At 67.1% G+C, this 14,116-nt stretch carries 16 protein-coding genes and 2 tRNA genes; 15 read left to right on the top strand and 3 right to left on the bottom strand.

Going from position 1 to position 14,116, the window contains the following annotated elements; translation table 11 throughout:
- Positions 1 to 4 precede the first annotated feature (4 nt).
- From ABIC66_RS07885 to ABIC66_RS07815, 15 genes are all read left to right on the top strand, one after another.
- Positions 5 to 463, top strand: a complete 459-nt coding sequence (locus ABIC66_RS07885) for an arsenate reductase/protein-tyrosine-phosphatase family protein (protein WP_354069163.1) — start codon at positions 5 to 7, stop codon at positions 461 to 463.
- Between the two features lie 98 nt (positions 464 to 561).
- Positions 562 to 780, top strand: a complete 219-nt coding sequence (gene infA / locus ABIC66_RS07880; protein ID WP_035044427.1) for a translation initiation factor IF-1 — start codon at positions 562 to 564, stop codon at positions 778 to 780.
- Positions 781 to 787: 7 nt separating this feature from the next.
- The gene (locus ABIC66_RS07875) at positions 788 to 1,396 is read left to right on the top strand and encodes a Maf family nucleotide pyrophosphatase (RefSeq protein WP_354069161.1); all 609 of its coding nucleotides are present in this window, start codon (positions 788 to 790) and stop codon (positions 1,394 to 1,396) included.
- Positions 1,393 to 2,439, top strand: coding sequence for a ribonuclease E/G (locus ABIC66_RS07870; RefSeq protein WP_354069159.1), 1,047 nt, complete (start codon positions 1,393 to 1,395; stop codon positions 2,437 to 2,439). Before ABIC66_RS07875 ends, ABIC66_RS07870 begins: the two co-directional genes overlap by 4 nt.
- Complete coding sequence (locus ABIC66_RS07865; protein WP_354069157.1) at positions 2,436 to 2,609, top strand: DNA gyrase inhibitor YacG; 174 nt, start codon at positions 2,436 to 2,438, stop codon at positions 2,607 to 2,609. The genes ABIC66_RS07870 and ABIC66_RS07865 overlap by 4 nt, the downstream gene beginning before the upstream one ends.
- A gap of 99 nt (positions 2,610 to 2,708) precedes the next feature.
- A tRNA-Phe gene (locus tag ABIC66_RS07860) sits at positions 2,709 to 2,784 on the top strand.
- Positions 2,785 to 3,354: 570 nt separating this feature from the next.
- Complete coding sequence (locus ABIC66_RS07855) at positions 3,355 to 4,257, top strand: MotA/TolQ/ExbB proton channel family protein (RefSeq protein WP_354069155.1); 903 nt, start codon at positions 3,355 to 3,357, stop codon at positions 4,255 to 4,257.
- A gap of 5 nt (positions 4,258 to 4,262) precedes the next feature.
- Positions 4,263 to 4,694 carry a biopolymer transporter ExbD gene (locus ABIC66_RS07850; RefSeq protein ID WP_354069154.1) on the top strand — a complete coding sequence of 144 codons (432 nt, stop codon included), beginning with the start codon at positions 4,263 to 4,265 and terminating at the stop codon, positions 4,692 to 4,694.
- A gap of 13 nt (positions 4,695 to 4,707) precedes the next feature.
- A complete protein-coding gene (locus ABIC66_RS07845; RefSeq protein WP_354069152.1) occupies positions 4,708 to 5,439 on the top strand; it encodes an energy transducer TonB in 732 nt (243 codons plus the stop codon).
- Positions 5,440 to 5,602: 163 nt separating this feature from the next.
- Positions 5,603 to 5,679, top strand: a tRNA-His gene (locus ABIC66_RS07840).
- A 147-nt stretch (positions 5,680 to 5,826) separates the two neighbouring features.
- Positions 5,827 to 7,767, top strand: coding sequence for a TOL_0244 family TonB-dependent receptor (locus tag ABIC66_RS07835; protein WP_354069151.1), 1,941 nt, complete (start codon positions 5,827 to 5,829; stop codon positions 7,765 to 7,767).
- Between the two features lie 26 nt (positions 7,768 to 7,793).
- Positions 7,794 to 8,327, top strand: a complete 534-nt coding sequence (locus ABIC66_RS07830; RefSeq protein WP_354069150.1) for a TOL_0243 family YfiR-like periplasmic protein — start codon at positions 7,794 to 7,796, stop codon at positions 8,325 to 8,327.
- Positions 8,324 to 10,051, top strand: a complete 1,728-nt coding sequence (locus ABIC66_RS07825) for an ATP-binding protein (RefSeq protein WP_354069149.1) — start codon at positions 8,324 to 8,326, stop codon at positions 10,049 to 10,051. The genes ABIC66_RS07830 and ABIC66_RS07825 overlap by 4 nt, the downstream gene beginning before the upstream one ends.
- A 59-nt stretch (positions 10,052 to 10,110) precedes the next feature.
- Entirely contained in the window at positions 10,111 to 10,305 is a 195-nt protein-coding gene (locus ABIC66_RS07820; protein WP_354069147.1) for a hypothetical protein, read from the top strand.
- A 135-nt stretch (positions 10,306 to 10,440) separates the two neighbouring features.
- Positions 10,441 to 10,980 (top strand): hemerythrin domain-containing protein, encoded by a 540-nt coding sequence (locus tag ABIC66_RS07815; protein WP_354069146.1) that lies wholly within the window; start codon positions 10,441 to 10,443, stop codon positions 10,978 to 10,980.
- Positions 10,981 to 11,032: 52 nt separating this feature from the next.
- Here ABIC66_RS07815 and ABIC66_RS07810 read toward each other — a convergent pair whose 3' ends face one another.
- From ABIC66_RS07810 to ABIC66_RS07800, 3 genes are all read right to left on the bottom strand, one after another.
- A complete protein-coding gene (locus tag ABIC66_RS07810; RefSeq protein WP_354069145.1) occupies positions 11,033 to 12,466 on the bottom strand; it encodes a UdgX family uracil-DNA binding protein in 1,434 nt (477 codons plus the stop codon).
- A complete protein-coding gene (locus tag ABIC66_RS07805) occupies positions 12,466 to 13,695 on the bottom strand; it encodes a putative DNA modification/repair radical SAM protein (protein ID WP_354069143.1) in 1,230 nt (409 codons plus the stop codon). Before ABIC66_RS07805 ends, ABIC66_RS07810 begins: the two co-directional genes overlap by 1 nt.
- Positions 13,696 to 13,817: 122 nt before the next feature.
- The gene (locus ABIC66_RS07800) at positions 13,818 to 14,099 is read right to left on the bottom strand and encodes an HU family DNA-binding protein (RefSeq protein WP_066682603.1); all 282 of its coding nucleotides are present in this window, start codon (positions 14,097 to 14,099) and stop codon (positions 13,818 to 13,820) included.
- Positions 14,100 to 14,116: the final 17 nt, after the last annotated feature.

Here is a 14,116-nt window from a genome sequence, read left to right as displayed (position 1 = left end):
GGGCGTGTCGGCCGACCTGCCTGATGCGGTGCTGTTCACCTGCAACTACAATCGTGTGCGCTCGCCGATGGCCGAAGGGTTGTTCAAGCGCTTCTATGGAACAAGAGCGTTCGTCGATTCCTGCGGGCTGAAGGACGATCCGGCCGGGGAGGGGATCGATCCGTTCGTGATCGTGGTCATGGACGAGCTGGGCCTGGACGTCTCGAAGCACAGGCCCAAGACCTTCATCGAGCTGGAGGACGACAGCTTCGATGTCGTCGTATCCCTGACCCCTGAGGCCCAGCACCGGGCGGTGGAGCTGTCGCGCGATCGCGCCGTCGAGATCGAGTACTGGCCGACCCACGATCCGACGCTGGTGGACGGCTCGCGCGAGGCCCGGCTAGAGGCCTATCGCGAGGTTCGCGACGCCCTCGCGGAGGCGATCAAGAGACGTTTCGGCGCGCCATCGACGTTCGGGGGGTGAATGCGTTATAGAGGCGCCTCGCCGCGACGGCCCTCGTCCCGACTCTCCTGTCGGGCGTAGCCTCGCGGCTATCCGATTCGCTCCATTTGAGAGGCCTGATGGCTAAGGAAGAACTGCTCGAGTTTCCCGGTACGGTCAGTGAACTGCTGCCGAACGCCACCTTCCGGGTGACGCTCGAGAACGCGCACGAGATCATCGCCCACACCGCGGGCAAGATGCGCAAGAACCGCATTCGCGTGCTGGCGGGCGACAAGGTGCTGGTCGAAATGACCCCCTACGACCTGACCAAGGGCCGTATCACCTACCGCTTCAAGTAGGACGCCCATGGCTTCGCGAATGGCCGCCCAGCCGTCGCTGGTCCTGGCCAGCGCGAGCCCCCGGCGCCTCGACTTGCTGGCCCAGGTCGGCGTTACGCCCGACCGGGTCGACCCCGCCGACATCGACGAGTCCCCGCTGCGCGACGAAACCCCGCGTCGCCATGCCTTGCGCCTGGCGCGGGAGAAGGCGCGCGCCGTCGCCGCGCGGGCGGCGGGCGACTTCGTGCTGGCCGCCGACACGGTGGTGGCTGTCGGCCGGCGCATCCTGCCCAAGGCCGAGACCGAGGCCGACGTCCTTTACTGTCTGAAACTGCTGTCCGGCCGAAACCACAAGGTGCTGACCGGCGTGACCCTGATCGCGCCCGACGGCCGCGAGGCGTCGCGCCTGGTCGAGACCAAGGTCGGCTTCAAACGCCTGTCCGACGCCGAACGCGATGACTACGTCGCCAGCGGCCAATGGAAGGGCAAGGCGGGCGGCTATGGCGTCCAAGGCCTGGCCGGCGGCTTCATCACCGACCTGCAGGGCTCGTATCCCAGCGTCGTCGGCTTGCCGCTCTACGAGACCCTGAACCTGCTGACCGGCCTGGGGTATCGCGCCAAGGACATCCAGGCATGAGCGAGCGCAGAGCCTTTCTCTACACCGGCGTCGGCGAAACCGTCGGGGTGGTGACCCTGGACGGCCGGCCCGAGCGCCTGTTCGTCGAATGGCCCACCGACGATCCGCTGGACGCCGAGGGCGTGCGCGGCGTCGCCCGGGTCAGGAAGATCGAGAAGGCGTTCGCCTCGGCCTTCGTGCAGCTTCCTGGCGGTCAGGACGTGCTTCTGCCGCTACGGCCCGACATGCCGCCCCTAGTCGAGGGCGGAGTCGTCGAGATCGAGATCAAGACCGCCGCGCGTCTGGGTAAAGCCGCCGTGGCTCGCTTCGTCGCCGAAGGGCAGGGCGAGCCGCGCGTGCTGGCGCTGGCCGAGACGATCGAGGAGCGCCTTCGTCATCTGGTCAAGGCCGGATCGCCCACGACCGGGGACAAGGCCCTTCTGGCCGTCGAAGAGGCCGAGAACGACGCCCTGACCACCGTCTTCGCTTTGCCGGGCGGCGGTGACATCGCCGTCGAGGTCACGCGGGCCCTGACGGCTGTCGACGTCGACCTGGGCGCGCGGGAGGCGACCGATTCGAAGCGCGCCGCCCGCCAGGCCAACATGGCGGCGCTCAGCGTCGCGGCCCGCGTGCTGCGCTTGAAGGGGCTGGGCGGAATCATCGTCTTCGACCTGGTCGGTCGCGGCCACGACGGTCAGGCCCTGACCACGGCCGCCCGCAATGCCTTCGCGCCCGACAATCCGGGCGTCGGCGTCGGGGCGATCAGCAAGTTCGGGACGCTGGAGATGATCGTGCCGCGCCGCGCGCCACCGATTCTCGACCGGCTGCTGACCAAGGATGGCGCGCCCAATCCCCGCCACGTCGCCCGTCGCCTTGCCCGGGCGCTGGAGCGCGAGGGCAGGGCGGATCCCGGCGGACGCCTTCGGGCCCGCTGCGCCCCGTCCGTCGCGGAGGCCTTCATGGCCGAGCTGGACGCCGGCGTGGCCGAGCGCCTTGGCCGCCGCTTCGCAATCGAATCCCAATCCGACTGGCCCGTCGATCGTCTGGAGGTGTCCGTCCCATGAGCACAGCGTGCCCCATCTGCGGCAAGCCGGTCGAAACCGCGTTCCGGCCGTTCTGCTCCAAGCGCTGCTCGGACGTCGACCTTCAGCGTTGGCTGAGCGGTCGCTATGTCGTGCCTGGCGGCGAGGAGGACGACGAAAATCCGCTGTCCGAAGACATCAACAGGGAATGACAAAAGGGCGCTGGACTTCCCGTTCGGCCTCACTTATAGACCCGGCTCCTCGCTGAACGGCGAGGTCGCCAGAGCGGTTTCGGCCGCCAAAGCCCGGATGCCTGGGTAGCTCAGTTGGTAGAGCAGCGGATTGAAAATCCGCGTGTCGCTGGTTCGATTCCGGCCCCAGGCACCACTTCTTTCGGAAGCGCGAACCCCATTCCGGGTCGTCCTGAAGCCAGGTCGGCCGTGTTGTCGTTTTTCCGTCATGCCGGCCTTTGATCCGCCGGTCGAAAGCCCCATCTGCCAAGCCAGCGGGCGCCTTTCTTCATCGACCAGCGTTTTGTTGCCTTGCTGCAGTGCAGCATGGTTTTTCTCGTTGTCAGGGAAAAACCGCCCCTTTTTCCGGAAAATCCTTTTGTGCGGTGCGGTAGGGGCCGGGTGTGGGGGCCATCTACGACGATTTTGTGCCCACATGATCCCCTTGACGGTGCGAAAAGGGGTTGCCAAAGGACCACAGCCGCAATTCTAACATTGCGGTAAGACCGGAGCCCTCAACAGGGGCATCGGTCGCACGCGCTTCGAAACGATCCTTCTGGAGGCCTGGTCCTCGCGAGGGGCGTAACGGGTCGAGCGCAGCGAAGCGGGTCTGCCAGGTTGGGAGAGCAATCGACCTCCAGGCGGGCTATTCAGAGTTAGGGTGGAGACGCTCTCGCGCGACGACCCTCGGTCCAAACGTGCTAGACCAATCAGGAACTGGCGAAAGATGCTCGACATTAAACGGAAGACCCCCCTCATCGCTCTCGTCGGCGCCGTCGCGCTGATGGTGAGCGCCCCGGCTTTCGCCCAGGACGCCTCGGCTCCGGCCGCCGCCTCCTCGCAAGCCGCTCCCGCCGACGCCGCCGCCGCTCCGGCCGCTGCTCCGGCTCCGGAAGCTCCGCCGGCTGACGCCGCCGCCGCTGAAGGCGAAAAGAAGGGCGGCCACTCGCTGACCCCGGTCGGCATGTTCCTCGCCGCCGGCGCCGTCGTTAAGGTCGTCATGATCGGCCTGCTGCTGGCCTCGGTCTTCTCGTGGGTTCTGCTGCTCACCAAGATTTTCGAGTTCGCCGGCCTGAACAAGCAGTCGGACAAGTTCCTGGAAGCCTTCCGCGGCGCTCGCTCGATCGCCGACATCGCGCGCATCAGCTCGTCGGAAGAATTCGAAGGCAACCCGATGGCCGACATGGCCGCCGCCGCCTCGCAGGAAGTCGAACTGTCGCGTCAAGCGGGTCTGGCCGTCGCCGGCGAGCACCGTGACTCGACGCTGGCTCGCGCCACTTACGCCATCAACGCGGTGCAGGCCTCGCTGGCCAAGCGCCTGTCGGGCGGCATGGTGTTCCTGGCCTCGGTCGGTTCGGCTGGTCCGTTCATCGGTCTGTTCGGTACGGTTTACGGCATCATGACGTCGTTCATCGGCATCGCGAACACCAACACGACCAACCTCGCCGTCGTCGCGCCGGGTATCGCTGAAGCCCTGCTCGCCACCGGTATCGGCCTCTTCGCCGCTATCCCGGCCGTTATCTTCTACAACTACTTCCAGACCCGTATCTCGGGTTACGGCACCCGCTCGGAAGGTTTCGTCGCTGAACTGATGAACGCCATCTCGCGTCAGCTCGACAAGGGGGCGTAACACCCATGGCCGCCAAACTCTCAGGCGGTGGGGGCGACAGGTTCAACGTCGAACAGAACAGCGACATCAACGTCACGCCCTTCGTGGACGTCATGCTGGTGCTCCTGATCATCTTCATGGTGGCCGCTCCGCTGGCCTCGGTGTCGATCGAAGTGAACCTGCCCGCGGCGGTGGCGAAAGCAACGCCCAACCCGCCGAAGCCAGTCTACATCTCGATTAAACAGTCGGGAGAGCTCTTCATCGGTGACAACCCGACCACGATCGACGAGATCGGGCAGGACATCGTGAAGGGCATGGGCCGTCGCGATCCGACCAAGGAGCGCATTTTCATCCGGGCCGACGAAAAGGTTCGCTACGGGGCTTTCATGGAGGTGATGAACACCCTCCAGGATAACGGCTTCTACAGCGTGGCTCTCGTTGGACGGGATGATAGCTAGGTAGGGGTGCTGCATGGCTGAACAACAAACGCCCGAGCATCGCCACTACGATCCGCTCACTTCGGAAGGTCCGCGCCGCAAGAAAGGAATGGGGCCCTTCGGCCTCGCTCTGATCGTCGTGGTCGGCATCCACGGACTGCTCTTCGCCTACCTGGCGAAGCAGAAGTTCGAGGCCGTGATGCAGGAGTACTCGGACGACGCCGTGGACGTGGAGCTGCCTCCGCCGCCCCCGCCCCCGCCGCCGCCGCCTCCGCCGCCGCCGCCGACCAATGAACCGCCGCCGCCGCCGGCCGTGGTGCAGCCGCGTCCTCCGGTGGCTCCGCCGCCGGACGTGACGCCGCCGCCGCCGCTGCCGATCCCGCCCGTCGAAAAGCGGGTGGAGCAAACGGCTCCGCCGGTGATCTCCTCCGTGCCGCCGGTTCCTTCGAACCCGCCGGCCCGGGCCTCGGTGATCACGCGTCCGGACTGGGCCCGCAAGCCCAGTGGCGACGACATGGCCCGGTACTATCCGGACCGTGCTCAGCGGATGGAAGTCAGCGGTCGCGCGACGATCTCGTGCACCGTGACGGCCAAGGGGACTCTGGAAGGCTGCTCGGTGGTTTCCGAGAGCCCCGCCGACATGGGCTTCGGGGACGCCGCGCTGAAACTGTCGCGTCTGTTCCGGATGAAGCCCAAGACCCTCGACGGCGCGCCCGTCGATGGTGGCCAGGTGACCGTCCCGCTGGTGTTCCAAGTCCCGCAATAGGGCCTGGATCAAGGCGAAAACCAGGAAGCGCCCCGGAGTTTAGGCTCCGGGGCGTTTTCCTTTGGAAACGCCAGTTCGGATCGAGCGCGTTTTCCGCTAAAATCGCCTGGATCGGCGCTTGATTGCGCGAAGCGATCCCACTAAAGACAACGCCTCGCGATGAGCCGCCTTAGCTCAGTTGGTTAGAGCGCTAGATTGTGGATCTAGAGGTCCTCGGTTCGAGCCCGAGAGGTGGTACCATCGCAAGCCTTTGAAAAGCCCTGGGGTTCGCCCCTGGGCTTTTTTACTGTCTCGACACCCTGGGTCGAATAGCCGACAAAAACCTCTGAGTTGGGGATCCAAACGGCAACGCTTGGCGTTCCCCTTCCCGTATAAGGGGAACGGCGTATGCAGGGCTGTGGTGGGCGTCTGGCGATGGCCAGCGTGGCGGCGGTGCTTATCCAAGCCGCGGCGGCCGGACTAGGCCACGCCCAGAACATGTCCCAGGGGGACGCGCACCCCGAGAAACCGCCCCGCGACCTCGCGGATCTCTCGATCGAAGCGCTCGGCGATATCCAGGTCACCTCGGTCTCCAAGCGCGCCGAGACCGTGATGGACGCCCCGGCGGCGGTCTATCTGATCAGTCGCGAGGATGCTCTGCGCTCGGGAGCCGACAGCCTTCCGGAACTGCTGCGCCTGGCGCCCAATCTGCAGGTCGCCCAGCGAACCGCCGGCGCCTACGCCATCACCGCCCGGGGCTTGAACGGCGACCCTGAGGCGCAGAACTTTTCCAACAAGCTGCTGGTGCTGATCGACGGCCGCACCGTTTATTCGCCGCTGTTTTCCGGCGTCTACTGGGAAATGCAGGACGTCCTGCCGGCCGATCTGGACCGTATCGAGGTGGTCAGCGGCCCCGGCGCGACACTCTGGGGCGCCAATGCCGTCAATGGCGTCATCAACATCACCTCGCGATCCGCCGACGAGACGCAGGGGCTATATCTGCAGGGCCGCGGCGGCGCTCAGGGGCGAAGCGCCAGCATTCGCTACGGCGGGCTGCTGGGTCAGAACGGCGCGTTCCGGGTCTATGCCAGAAGCGCGCGGTTGGACGCCACAGAGACCGCCACGGGCGCTTCGGCGGAGGATGACTTCCACCGCGCCCAGGGCGGCTTCCGGGCGGACTGGGATCTCGGCGGTGGAGAGGCGCTGACCCTGTCCGGCGATCTCTTCGACGGCGCGGCCAAGACCGCGGGCGTCCAGGAGGACCTGTCGGGCCGCAATCTAACCGCCCGCTGGCGGCGCGAGGTCGAGGGTTCGACCCTGCAGGCTCAGGCCTATTACGACCACAATCGTAGGGCCACGTCCGGAAGCGGAGCTTTCGGATTGGATACCTACGACTTCGATTTGCAGCATGCCTTCGCGCGGGGACGTCACCAGTTTGTCTGGGGCGGCGGCGCGAGGATCAGCCGCTACGATATCCGCAACACACCCGATTTCGTGTTCACGCCCTCGAATCGGACGCTACGGCTGTACAATCTCTTCCTGCAGGACCGACTCGCCTTGACGGACAACGCCAGCCTGACCTTGGGGCTGAAGCTGGAAGACGGCCCCTATGATAGCGCCCAATGGTCGCCCAGCGTCCGTTTCGCTTGGCGCGCCAGCGAGGACGTCAGCATCTGGGCCGCCGCTTCGCGCGCCCTGAGGGTGGCCACGCCGTTCGATCGCGACGTGCTGGAGCGGTTGGGCGGAAGGGATTTCCTAGTCGGCGGCGGCGACTTCCAGCCGGAGAAATTGACGGCCTACGAGGTCGGCGCCCGGTTCAAGCCCGGCGCCAAGGCCCTGCTGTCGATCTCGGCCTACTACAACGTCTATGACGACCTGCGAAGCATCGAGACCACACCGGCGACGTTCCTGCCCCTGCGTTGGGGCAATGGCCTGCAAGGCCATGTCCGCGGGATCGAGGCCTGGGGCGAGTACAAGGTCCGGCCCTGGTGGCGGCTGTCGGCGGGCGCCACCGCGATGGAGAAGCATCTGAAGTTCAAGCCGGGCTCCAGTGGCATCCTGGGCGTGGCTCAGGCAGGCGACGACCCGCGCCGTCAGGCCTTTTTGCGCTCGTCGGTGGACCTACCGCGCGGGATCAGCCTGGACGCCGACCTGCGCTACGTCTCGGACTTGCCGGAGCCGCGCACGCCGTCCTATGTCGAGCTGGGCGGCCGTTTGGCCTGGGCGGTGAACGACCGCGCCGAGGTCGCGCTGGTCGGTCGCAATCTGATGCACGACCGCCATCCCGAATATCCGCAGGGGACGGACATCCCTCGCGCCGTGAGCGTGGACCTGCAATGGCGGTTCTAGCCACAGGAGCGCGACGGGCTGGGCTGTTGAGCCTGCTGGCGGGTCTGGCGCTGTATGTCGGCCTCGCGGGGTCCGCGCGCGCGGGTGACGTCTCGCTCGAATATGCGGTGAAGGCCAACTACCTCTACAAGTTCACGCCGTTCGTGGAGTGGCCGCCCACGGCTTTCGAAACGCCGAGCAGCCCGTTCAACCTGTGTGTCGTTGGGCGTGATCCCTTCGGTGTGGCGATGGATCGGGCGGTCGGCGGTCGGCGGGTCGCCGATCATCCGGTGATGGTGATCCGTCTTCCGGTCGTGGCCAAGGGGACGGCCTGCCATATGCTGTTCCTGGGCCGTTCGCGCGTACAGACGCCGCAGCAGGCGCTGGCGGCGGTGGCTGGCCAACCGGTGCTGACGGTCGCCGACCGAGGCCTCAACGCCAAGGGTGCGATGGTCCAGTTCATCATGGTCGACGGGCGCGTGCGGTTCGAGATACGGAGCGACGCCGTACAGGCCGGCGGCCTAGTCCTGAGTTCCAAGCTTCAGGCGCTTTCGGCTCCGCAGAAGGGAGATGGCCGATGAGCGAGCCTAGGACCTTCGATCGACGGACCGCGCGCGCGGCCTTCACGGTGTGGATGGCCGTCGGGCTAGCGGTCGCCATCGTCGTCGCCGCCTTCGGCATGGCCGTGTACAACGAGCGCCTAGGTCAGCAGGAGCGGATCCGCCAAGCGCAGGTTCAGGTCCGGATCTTGGCCGGCAGCGTCGCCGCGCCCTTGGCCTTCGACGACCGCGCCGCCGCCAAGGAATATGTCAACGCCCAGAGCTCGAACCCCGACGTCGAGGCGGTTGGCGCCTATGATATGCAGGGACGGCTGGCCGCCGGCTTCGTGCGCGCCGGACCCGGTCTGCCGGCTCGCAATACGGTTGCGCCGCCGCACAACGACGGCGCGCGCTTGGTGGTCACCTCGCCGGTGACCGAGGGCGAGACGGTGCTGGGCTCGGTTTATCTGCGTTCGGTCCTGGAATCGCCGAGCCGCCGGGCCATGCGCTACGCTGGCTTCGCGCTACTGATCGTCATGGCCGCCTTGCTGGTGGCCGTGCTGGGCGCGGCCAACGCCCGCGAGGTCGAGGCCTATCGCAAGCTGCAGGCCGAGATCCGTGAACGGGAGAAGGCCGAGGAGGCGCTGCGCCAGTCGCAGAAGATGGAGGCCATGGGCCAGCTGACCGGTGGCGTGGCCCACGACTTCAACAATCTGCTGATGGTCGCCTCCAGCGGCATCGACCTCTTGGATCGCACCACCGATCCGACGCGCCGCGAGCGCCTGCGCCAGGGCGTGCGCCAAGCCATCGACCGCGGCGCCAGCCTGACCCAGCAACTTCTGGCCTTCTCGCGCCGAACGCCGTTGAAGCCGGAGGTGGTCGATATCGGTCAGCGGCTGGCCGGCATGCACGCCCTGTTGGATCGCTCCCTGCGCGAGGACGTGACCGTCGAGGTCAAGCTGCCGCCCGATCTGTGGCGGGTGGAGGTCGACGCTTCCCAGCTCGAGGTGGCGGTGCTGAACATCGCCATCAACGCTCGCGACGCCATGCCGGACGGGGGCACGATCACGATCGAGGCCCGCAACGAGCCTTCGGGCCGCATGGACGGGGCTGGCGACCTGGTGCGACTGGCGATCCGCGATACGGGCGTGGGTGTCGCGCCCGAAATGCTCAGCCGCCTGTTCGAGCCCTTCTTCACCACCAAGGCGGTCGGCAAGGGCACGGGCCTGGGCCTGTCGCAGGTCTACGGCTTCGCCCGCGCCTCGGGCGGGGAGGCCGGGGTGGAGAGCAAGCTGGGCGAGGGCACGACGATCTGGCTGCGCATCCCGCGCTCGACCAAGTCCCCTGCCGTCGAGCCCGCGGCCATGGCGCCGCGCGTGTCGGCGCCCGCGGGCGCCTATCGCATCCTGCTGGTCGAGGACGACGACAGTGTCGCCCAGCTGGTCGAGGAGATGCTGCGCGAGCTGGGCTACGACGTCGTCCGGTCGGGCGACGCCCTGGCCGCGCTGGAGGTGTTGCGCAAGGACGGCGCCTTCGACCTCGTGTTCAGCGACATGGTGATGCCCGGCGACGTTGGCGGCCTGGACCTAGCGCGGGACATCACGCGGCTTCGGCCCAACTTGCCGGTGATCCTGACCACCGGCTACAGCGCCGCGGCGGCGGCCGCGACCAACGAAGGTCGGCGGGTGCTGATCAAGCCCTATCGGATCGAGGCGCTGGCCGCCGAGCTGGACGCGGCGCTCGCGGGCGTTTCGAAGGCCAGCTAGAGCCTAGGAACGACTTCCGCCGAGGATCGGTTGAACCTGATCATCCCCAGGAGGAAGCCATGTCCAAAGCGCCCCCCATCCCGCCCGAACAGCGCGCCTTCAAGGGCCAGAAGCCCGACATCGAAGGGCGCGGCGGCCACGACGACTTGCAAAGCCCCGATCCAGGCAATGCCGACGTGAACCTCGAGGAGCAGGGTCGTCACGGCAACCTGCGCCAGAACACCACCCATTCGGGCAACGTCCAGAACCGCTGAACATTCGTGTGTCGAGCGGCCGACTGTCGGACGCTCGACACTGGAAATGCTTCTCATTCAAGACTTTGACCGTCACGGAACGCGGAGGGCCGCGAGCGTGTTGGTTGGCGGTCGGGACATTCGAGGGAGATTTCCATGGCCGCCGCCGCCAAGAGTTCATCGAGCAAGACCAAATCCGCCAAACCGCGCAAATCGACGCGCCGCACCGGCCGTCGCGATCCTCTGGCCGTTCGCCTGCTCAAGCAGGACCACCGCGAGGTGGAGAAGATGTTCGACGAATACGAACAGCTGGAAAGCGACGCCGAGAAGTTGGCCCTGTTCAACCAGATCGCTCTGGCCCTGAAGGTCCACACCCAGATCGAAGAAGAGATTCTCTATCCGGAAAGCCGAGGCGAGGTCGAGGACGACCTGGTCGACGAAGCCTATGTCGAACACGACAGCGCCAAGAAGCTGATCGCCGAAATCGAGGCGATGAAGCCGAGCGAGGAGTTCTACGACGCCAAGGTCAAGGTGCTGGGCGAGTACATCAAGCACCACGTCAAGGAGGAAGAGCAGCCCGGCGGCTTCTTCGCCCAGGCCAAAAAGGGCGACGAGGACCTCGAGGCCATGGGCGAGCGGCTCAAGGCGCGTAAGGAGGAGCTGATGGCCCAGTTGGGCGGCAAAGCCGTGAACTAGGGTTCAGCAAAGTGACGCGGCAGACGCCCGGCCCTTGTGGTCGGGCGTTTTGCTATGTCACGCCGGCCAGCTGCCCCGCCAGCCGCAGGTCTTCCACGAATTCCGCATAGGCCCGCGTCCGGGTCGCCTCGTCGGGGACGCGCAGCAGAAACGACGGGTGATAGGTCACCAGCCCCTGGGCCTGATCGGGCAGTTGCAGCGGCTTACCGCGGTTGGCGCCGATCGGCGTGGCCTTGCCCACGACGGCCAGGGCCGCCGTCGCGCCCAGCGCCACAATGATCCTCGGCCGCACGAGGCGGCGCTCGGCGTCGAGCCACCAGCGGCAGGCCGTGACTTCGCCCCGGTCGGGCGTCTTGTGGATGCGACGCTTGCCCCGCGGCTCGTGCTTGAAGTGCTTCACGGCGTTGGTGACATAGGCCCGGTCGCGCGGCACGCCGGCTTCGGCCAGGGCCCTGTCGAACATCTGGCCGGCGGGGCCGACGAACGGACGGCCGGCCAAGTCTTCCTGGTCGCCCGGCTGCTCGCCGACGAACATCAGCGGCGCATGCGCCGCGCCTTCGCCCGGCACGCCTTGGGTGGCGTTGCGCCAGAGATTGCAACGCCGACAGACCTGCACGCCGGCCTCGACCTGCTCCAGGCTGGTCGGGACGCCGCCCTCGTAGGAGGCGTCGCGCGCGTGACGTAGGGCCGCTTTCAGCACGCGGTCGGACGGTTGGCGGGGAGGGGCGGCGACCATGGCGGCGACGTGGTCCTTGGCGGTTTCGATCAGGTCCGGAATGAGCCGCGCCTCCGGCAGGTTCCGCCAATAGCGCTTGGGCATCTCCTGGCGCATCTGGCGTGGGTTCAGCCGGGCTGGATTGAAGATCGAGGCGTAGTAGGTGCGCCAAAGCTCCTCTTGGGCGTCCTCGGACGGGGCGTCGGCCGGATCGGCGCCTTCGGAGACCAGCAGCCGTTCGCCGTCCCAGGCCACGCAGGCGTCGGGGGTCAGGATGGTCCAGTCCATGGCGGTGAAGCGGCGCGCGAAGAACGGCGCCACGGCCTCCGTGACCCGATGGGCGGGCTCGAACCAGGCGGCATAGGTTTCGTCGGCGGCGCCCTCGACGCGCCGGAAGCGGACGAAAGCCTTCATCTTGTGAGCGGCGCGGCTGACTGCCTTGGCCATGTCGCGGGCGCGCGCCATGTCCGGGTCGGCCGGATTGTCGATCAGCCGGGGTTCGCGCTCCAGCCGCCAGAGGATCCGATAGAGCAGGGCGAGGCGGTCGGGCGCGCGGTGCAGAATGACTTGCTGGGCCAGATCGACGAACGCGGCGGGGACGGTGAATGCGCCCGCCTTGCCCGAGGGGGCGGCGGGAGCGTCCAGGTCGAACAGATCCCGCTCCACGGTCCAGACGACCGCCGGCGGTTCGAGTCCCTCGGCGCGCAGGGCTCGGGCGGCCGCGCGCCATCCCGCGAAATCGATCTCGGACGCCAGCCGCACGACCCGCATCAGAACAGGCTCAGTTGCTGGGGCTGGACCAGGGTCGCCTTAAGGCCTTCGCGGTCGGTCAGGACGCCGGGCGTCCAGTCGGCGGTGACGACGAAGGCCTTGGCGCGCTTCAGGACGGCGCCGACGCGCTTGAGGTCATCCAGGGTCAGGCGGGTGACCTTCCGGGCCGCCAGGATGCGGTCCACGGCCTTGGCGCCCAGGCCTGGCACGCGGAGCAGCGCCTCGCGGTCGGCGGTCTGGACGTCGATCGGGAACCGCGCCCGATTGTTCAGCGCCCAGGCGGTCTTGGGATCGACGGTGAGGTCCAGGTCCTGGCCCTCGGCGACGATCTCGGGCCGCTCGAAGCCATAGAACCGCATCAGCCAGTCGGCCTGATAGAGGCGGTGCTCGCGCAGCAGGGGCGGTCGGGCCAGGGGCAGGCGGTGGCTGGCGTCGGGGATCGGGCTGAAGGCCGAATAGTAGACCCGGCCCAGGCGATAGGCGCCGTAGAGGGTGGCGCTGCGAGCCAGGATGTCGCCGTCCTTGGCGTTGTCGGCGCCGACGATCAGCTGGGTCGACTGGCTGCGGGCGAAGGGCTTTCGTCCCGCCTTCTTCGCGGGCTCGGCGCCGTCCTCGATCGCCAGGCGCATGCGGCCCATGGCGCGCTTGATGTCGGTCGGGCTCTTTTCCGGGGCCAGGACCTTCAGGTCGTCGTCGCGCGGCAATTCGATATTGATCGACACGCGGTCGGCATAGAGCCCGGCCTGGGTTGCCAGTTCGGGCGAGGCCTCGGGGATCAGCTTCAGGTGGATATAGCCCCGGAAGTCGTGGTCCAGCCGCAGCGACCTAGCCACCCGGACCATCGCTTCCATCGTGTAGTCGCCGGTGCGGATGACGCCCGAGGACAGGAACAGGCCTTCGATGTAGTTGCGCTTGTAGAAGCTGAGGGTGAGGTCGACGACCTCCTTCACGCTGAACCGCGCGCGAGGCGTGTTCGACGACACGCGATTGATGCAGTAGGCGCAGTCGTAGATGCAGAAATTGGTCAGCAGGATCTTCAGCAGGCTGATGCACCGCCCATCGGGCGCATAGGCGTGGCAGATGCCCATGCCCTCGGTCGAGCCCACGCCCTTGCCGCCCATGGAATTGCGTTTCTCGGCGCCGGACGAGGCGCAGGAGGCGTCGTACTTGGCGGCGTCGGAAAGGATGGCGAGCTTGCGCCTGAGATCGAGAACGGCCATGCACGGCATGTTATCGTTCTTGATTTGTTCTTAATAGTCTTCACGCGCGGCGCGGGCATGCGGCCACGCGTCGCGCGTGAAGTGAAGCGTCGGGGAGCGGATGCCTCGCGGCCTCCGCTCCCTCGCCGAAGTTAGCCGTTGACGGCGTCCTTCAGTTGCTTGGCCGGCGTGAAGGCGACCTTCTTGCTGGCGGCGATCTCGATGGTCGCGCCCGTGGCCGGGTTGCGGCCGGTGCGGGCCGGCTTGGCCTGGACCTTGAACTTGCCGAAGCCCGGGATCGAGACTTCTTCACCCTTCACGGCGGCGTCGGAGATCGACTTGAAGACGCCGTCGATGATGGCTTTGGCTTGGGTCTTGGTCAGCTTGTCGTCGGCGGCGACAGCGGCGTCGACCAGGTCGGAAACGTTCGTCATCTCTAAGCTCATTCCTG

Origin of the sequence: Caulobacter sp. 1776 (genome assembly GCF_040545685.1) — a bacterium.
In the GTDB taxonomy this organism is placed as follows: Bacteria; Pseudomonadota; Alphaproteobacteria; order Caulobacterales; family Caulobacteraceae; genus Caulobacter.
Note: the sequence above shows the minus strand (reverse complement) of the source record. Positions and strands in the feature narration are given on the sequence as shown.

Coding starts and splice junctions, on each gene's coding strand:
- infA (WP_035044427.1), top strand. CDS start 562: ATGGCTAAGGAAGAACTGCTCGAGTTTCCCGGTACGGTCAGTGAACTG.
- ABIC66_RS07810 (WP_354069145.1), bottom strand. CDS start 12,466: ATGCGGGTCGTGCGGCTGGCGTCCGAGATCGATTTCGCGGGATGGCGC.
- ABIC66_RS07855 (WP_354069155.1), top strand. CDS start 3,355: ATGCTCGACATTAAACGGAAGACCCCCCTCATCGCTCTCGTCGGCGCC.
- ABIC66_RS07875 (WP_354069161.1), top strand. CDS start 788: ATGGCTTCGCGAATGGCCGCCCAGCCGTCGCTGGTCCTGGCCAGCGCG.
- ABIC66_RS07805 (WP_354069143.1), bottom strand. CDS start 13,695: ATGCCGTGCATGGCCGTTCTCGATCTCAGGCGCAAGCTCGCCATCCTT.
- ABIC66_RS07800 (WP_066682603.1), bottom strand. CDS start 14,099: ATGACGAACGTTTCCGACCTGGTCGACGCCGCTGTCGCCGCCGACGAC.
- ABIC66_RS07845 (WP_354069152.1), top strand. CDS start 4,708: ATGGCTGAACAACAAACGCCCGAGCATCGCCACTACGATCCGCTCACT.
- ABIC66_RS07865 (WP_354069157.1), top strand. CDS start 2,436: ATGAGCACAGCGTGCCCCATCTGCGGCAAGCCGGTCGAAACCGCGTTC.
- ABIC66_RS07870 (WP_354069159.1), top strand. CDS start 1,393: ATGAGCGAGCGCAGAGCCTTTCTCTACACCGGCGTCGGCGAAACCGTC.
- ABIC66_RS07850 (WP_354069154.1), top strand. CDS start 4,263: ATGGCCGCCAAACTCTCAGGCGGTGGGGGCGACAGGTTCAACGTCGAA.
- ABIC66_RS07815 (WP_354069146.1), top strand. CDS start 10,441: ATGGCCGCCGCCGCCAAGAGTTCATCGAGCAAGACCAAATCCGCCAAA.
- ABIC66_RS07820 (WP_354069147.1), top strand. CDS start 10,111: ATGTCCAAAGCGCCCCCCATCCCGCCCGAACAGCGCGCCTTCAAGGGC.
- ABIC66_RS07825 (WP_354069149.1), top strand. CDS start 8,324: ATGAGCGAGCCTAGGACCTTCGATCGACGGACCGCGCGCGCGGCCTTC.
- ABIC66_RS07835 (WP_354069151.1), top strand. CDS start 5,827: ATGCAGGGCTGTGGTGGGCGTCTGGCGATGGCCAGCGTGGCGGCGGTG.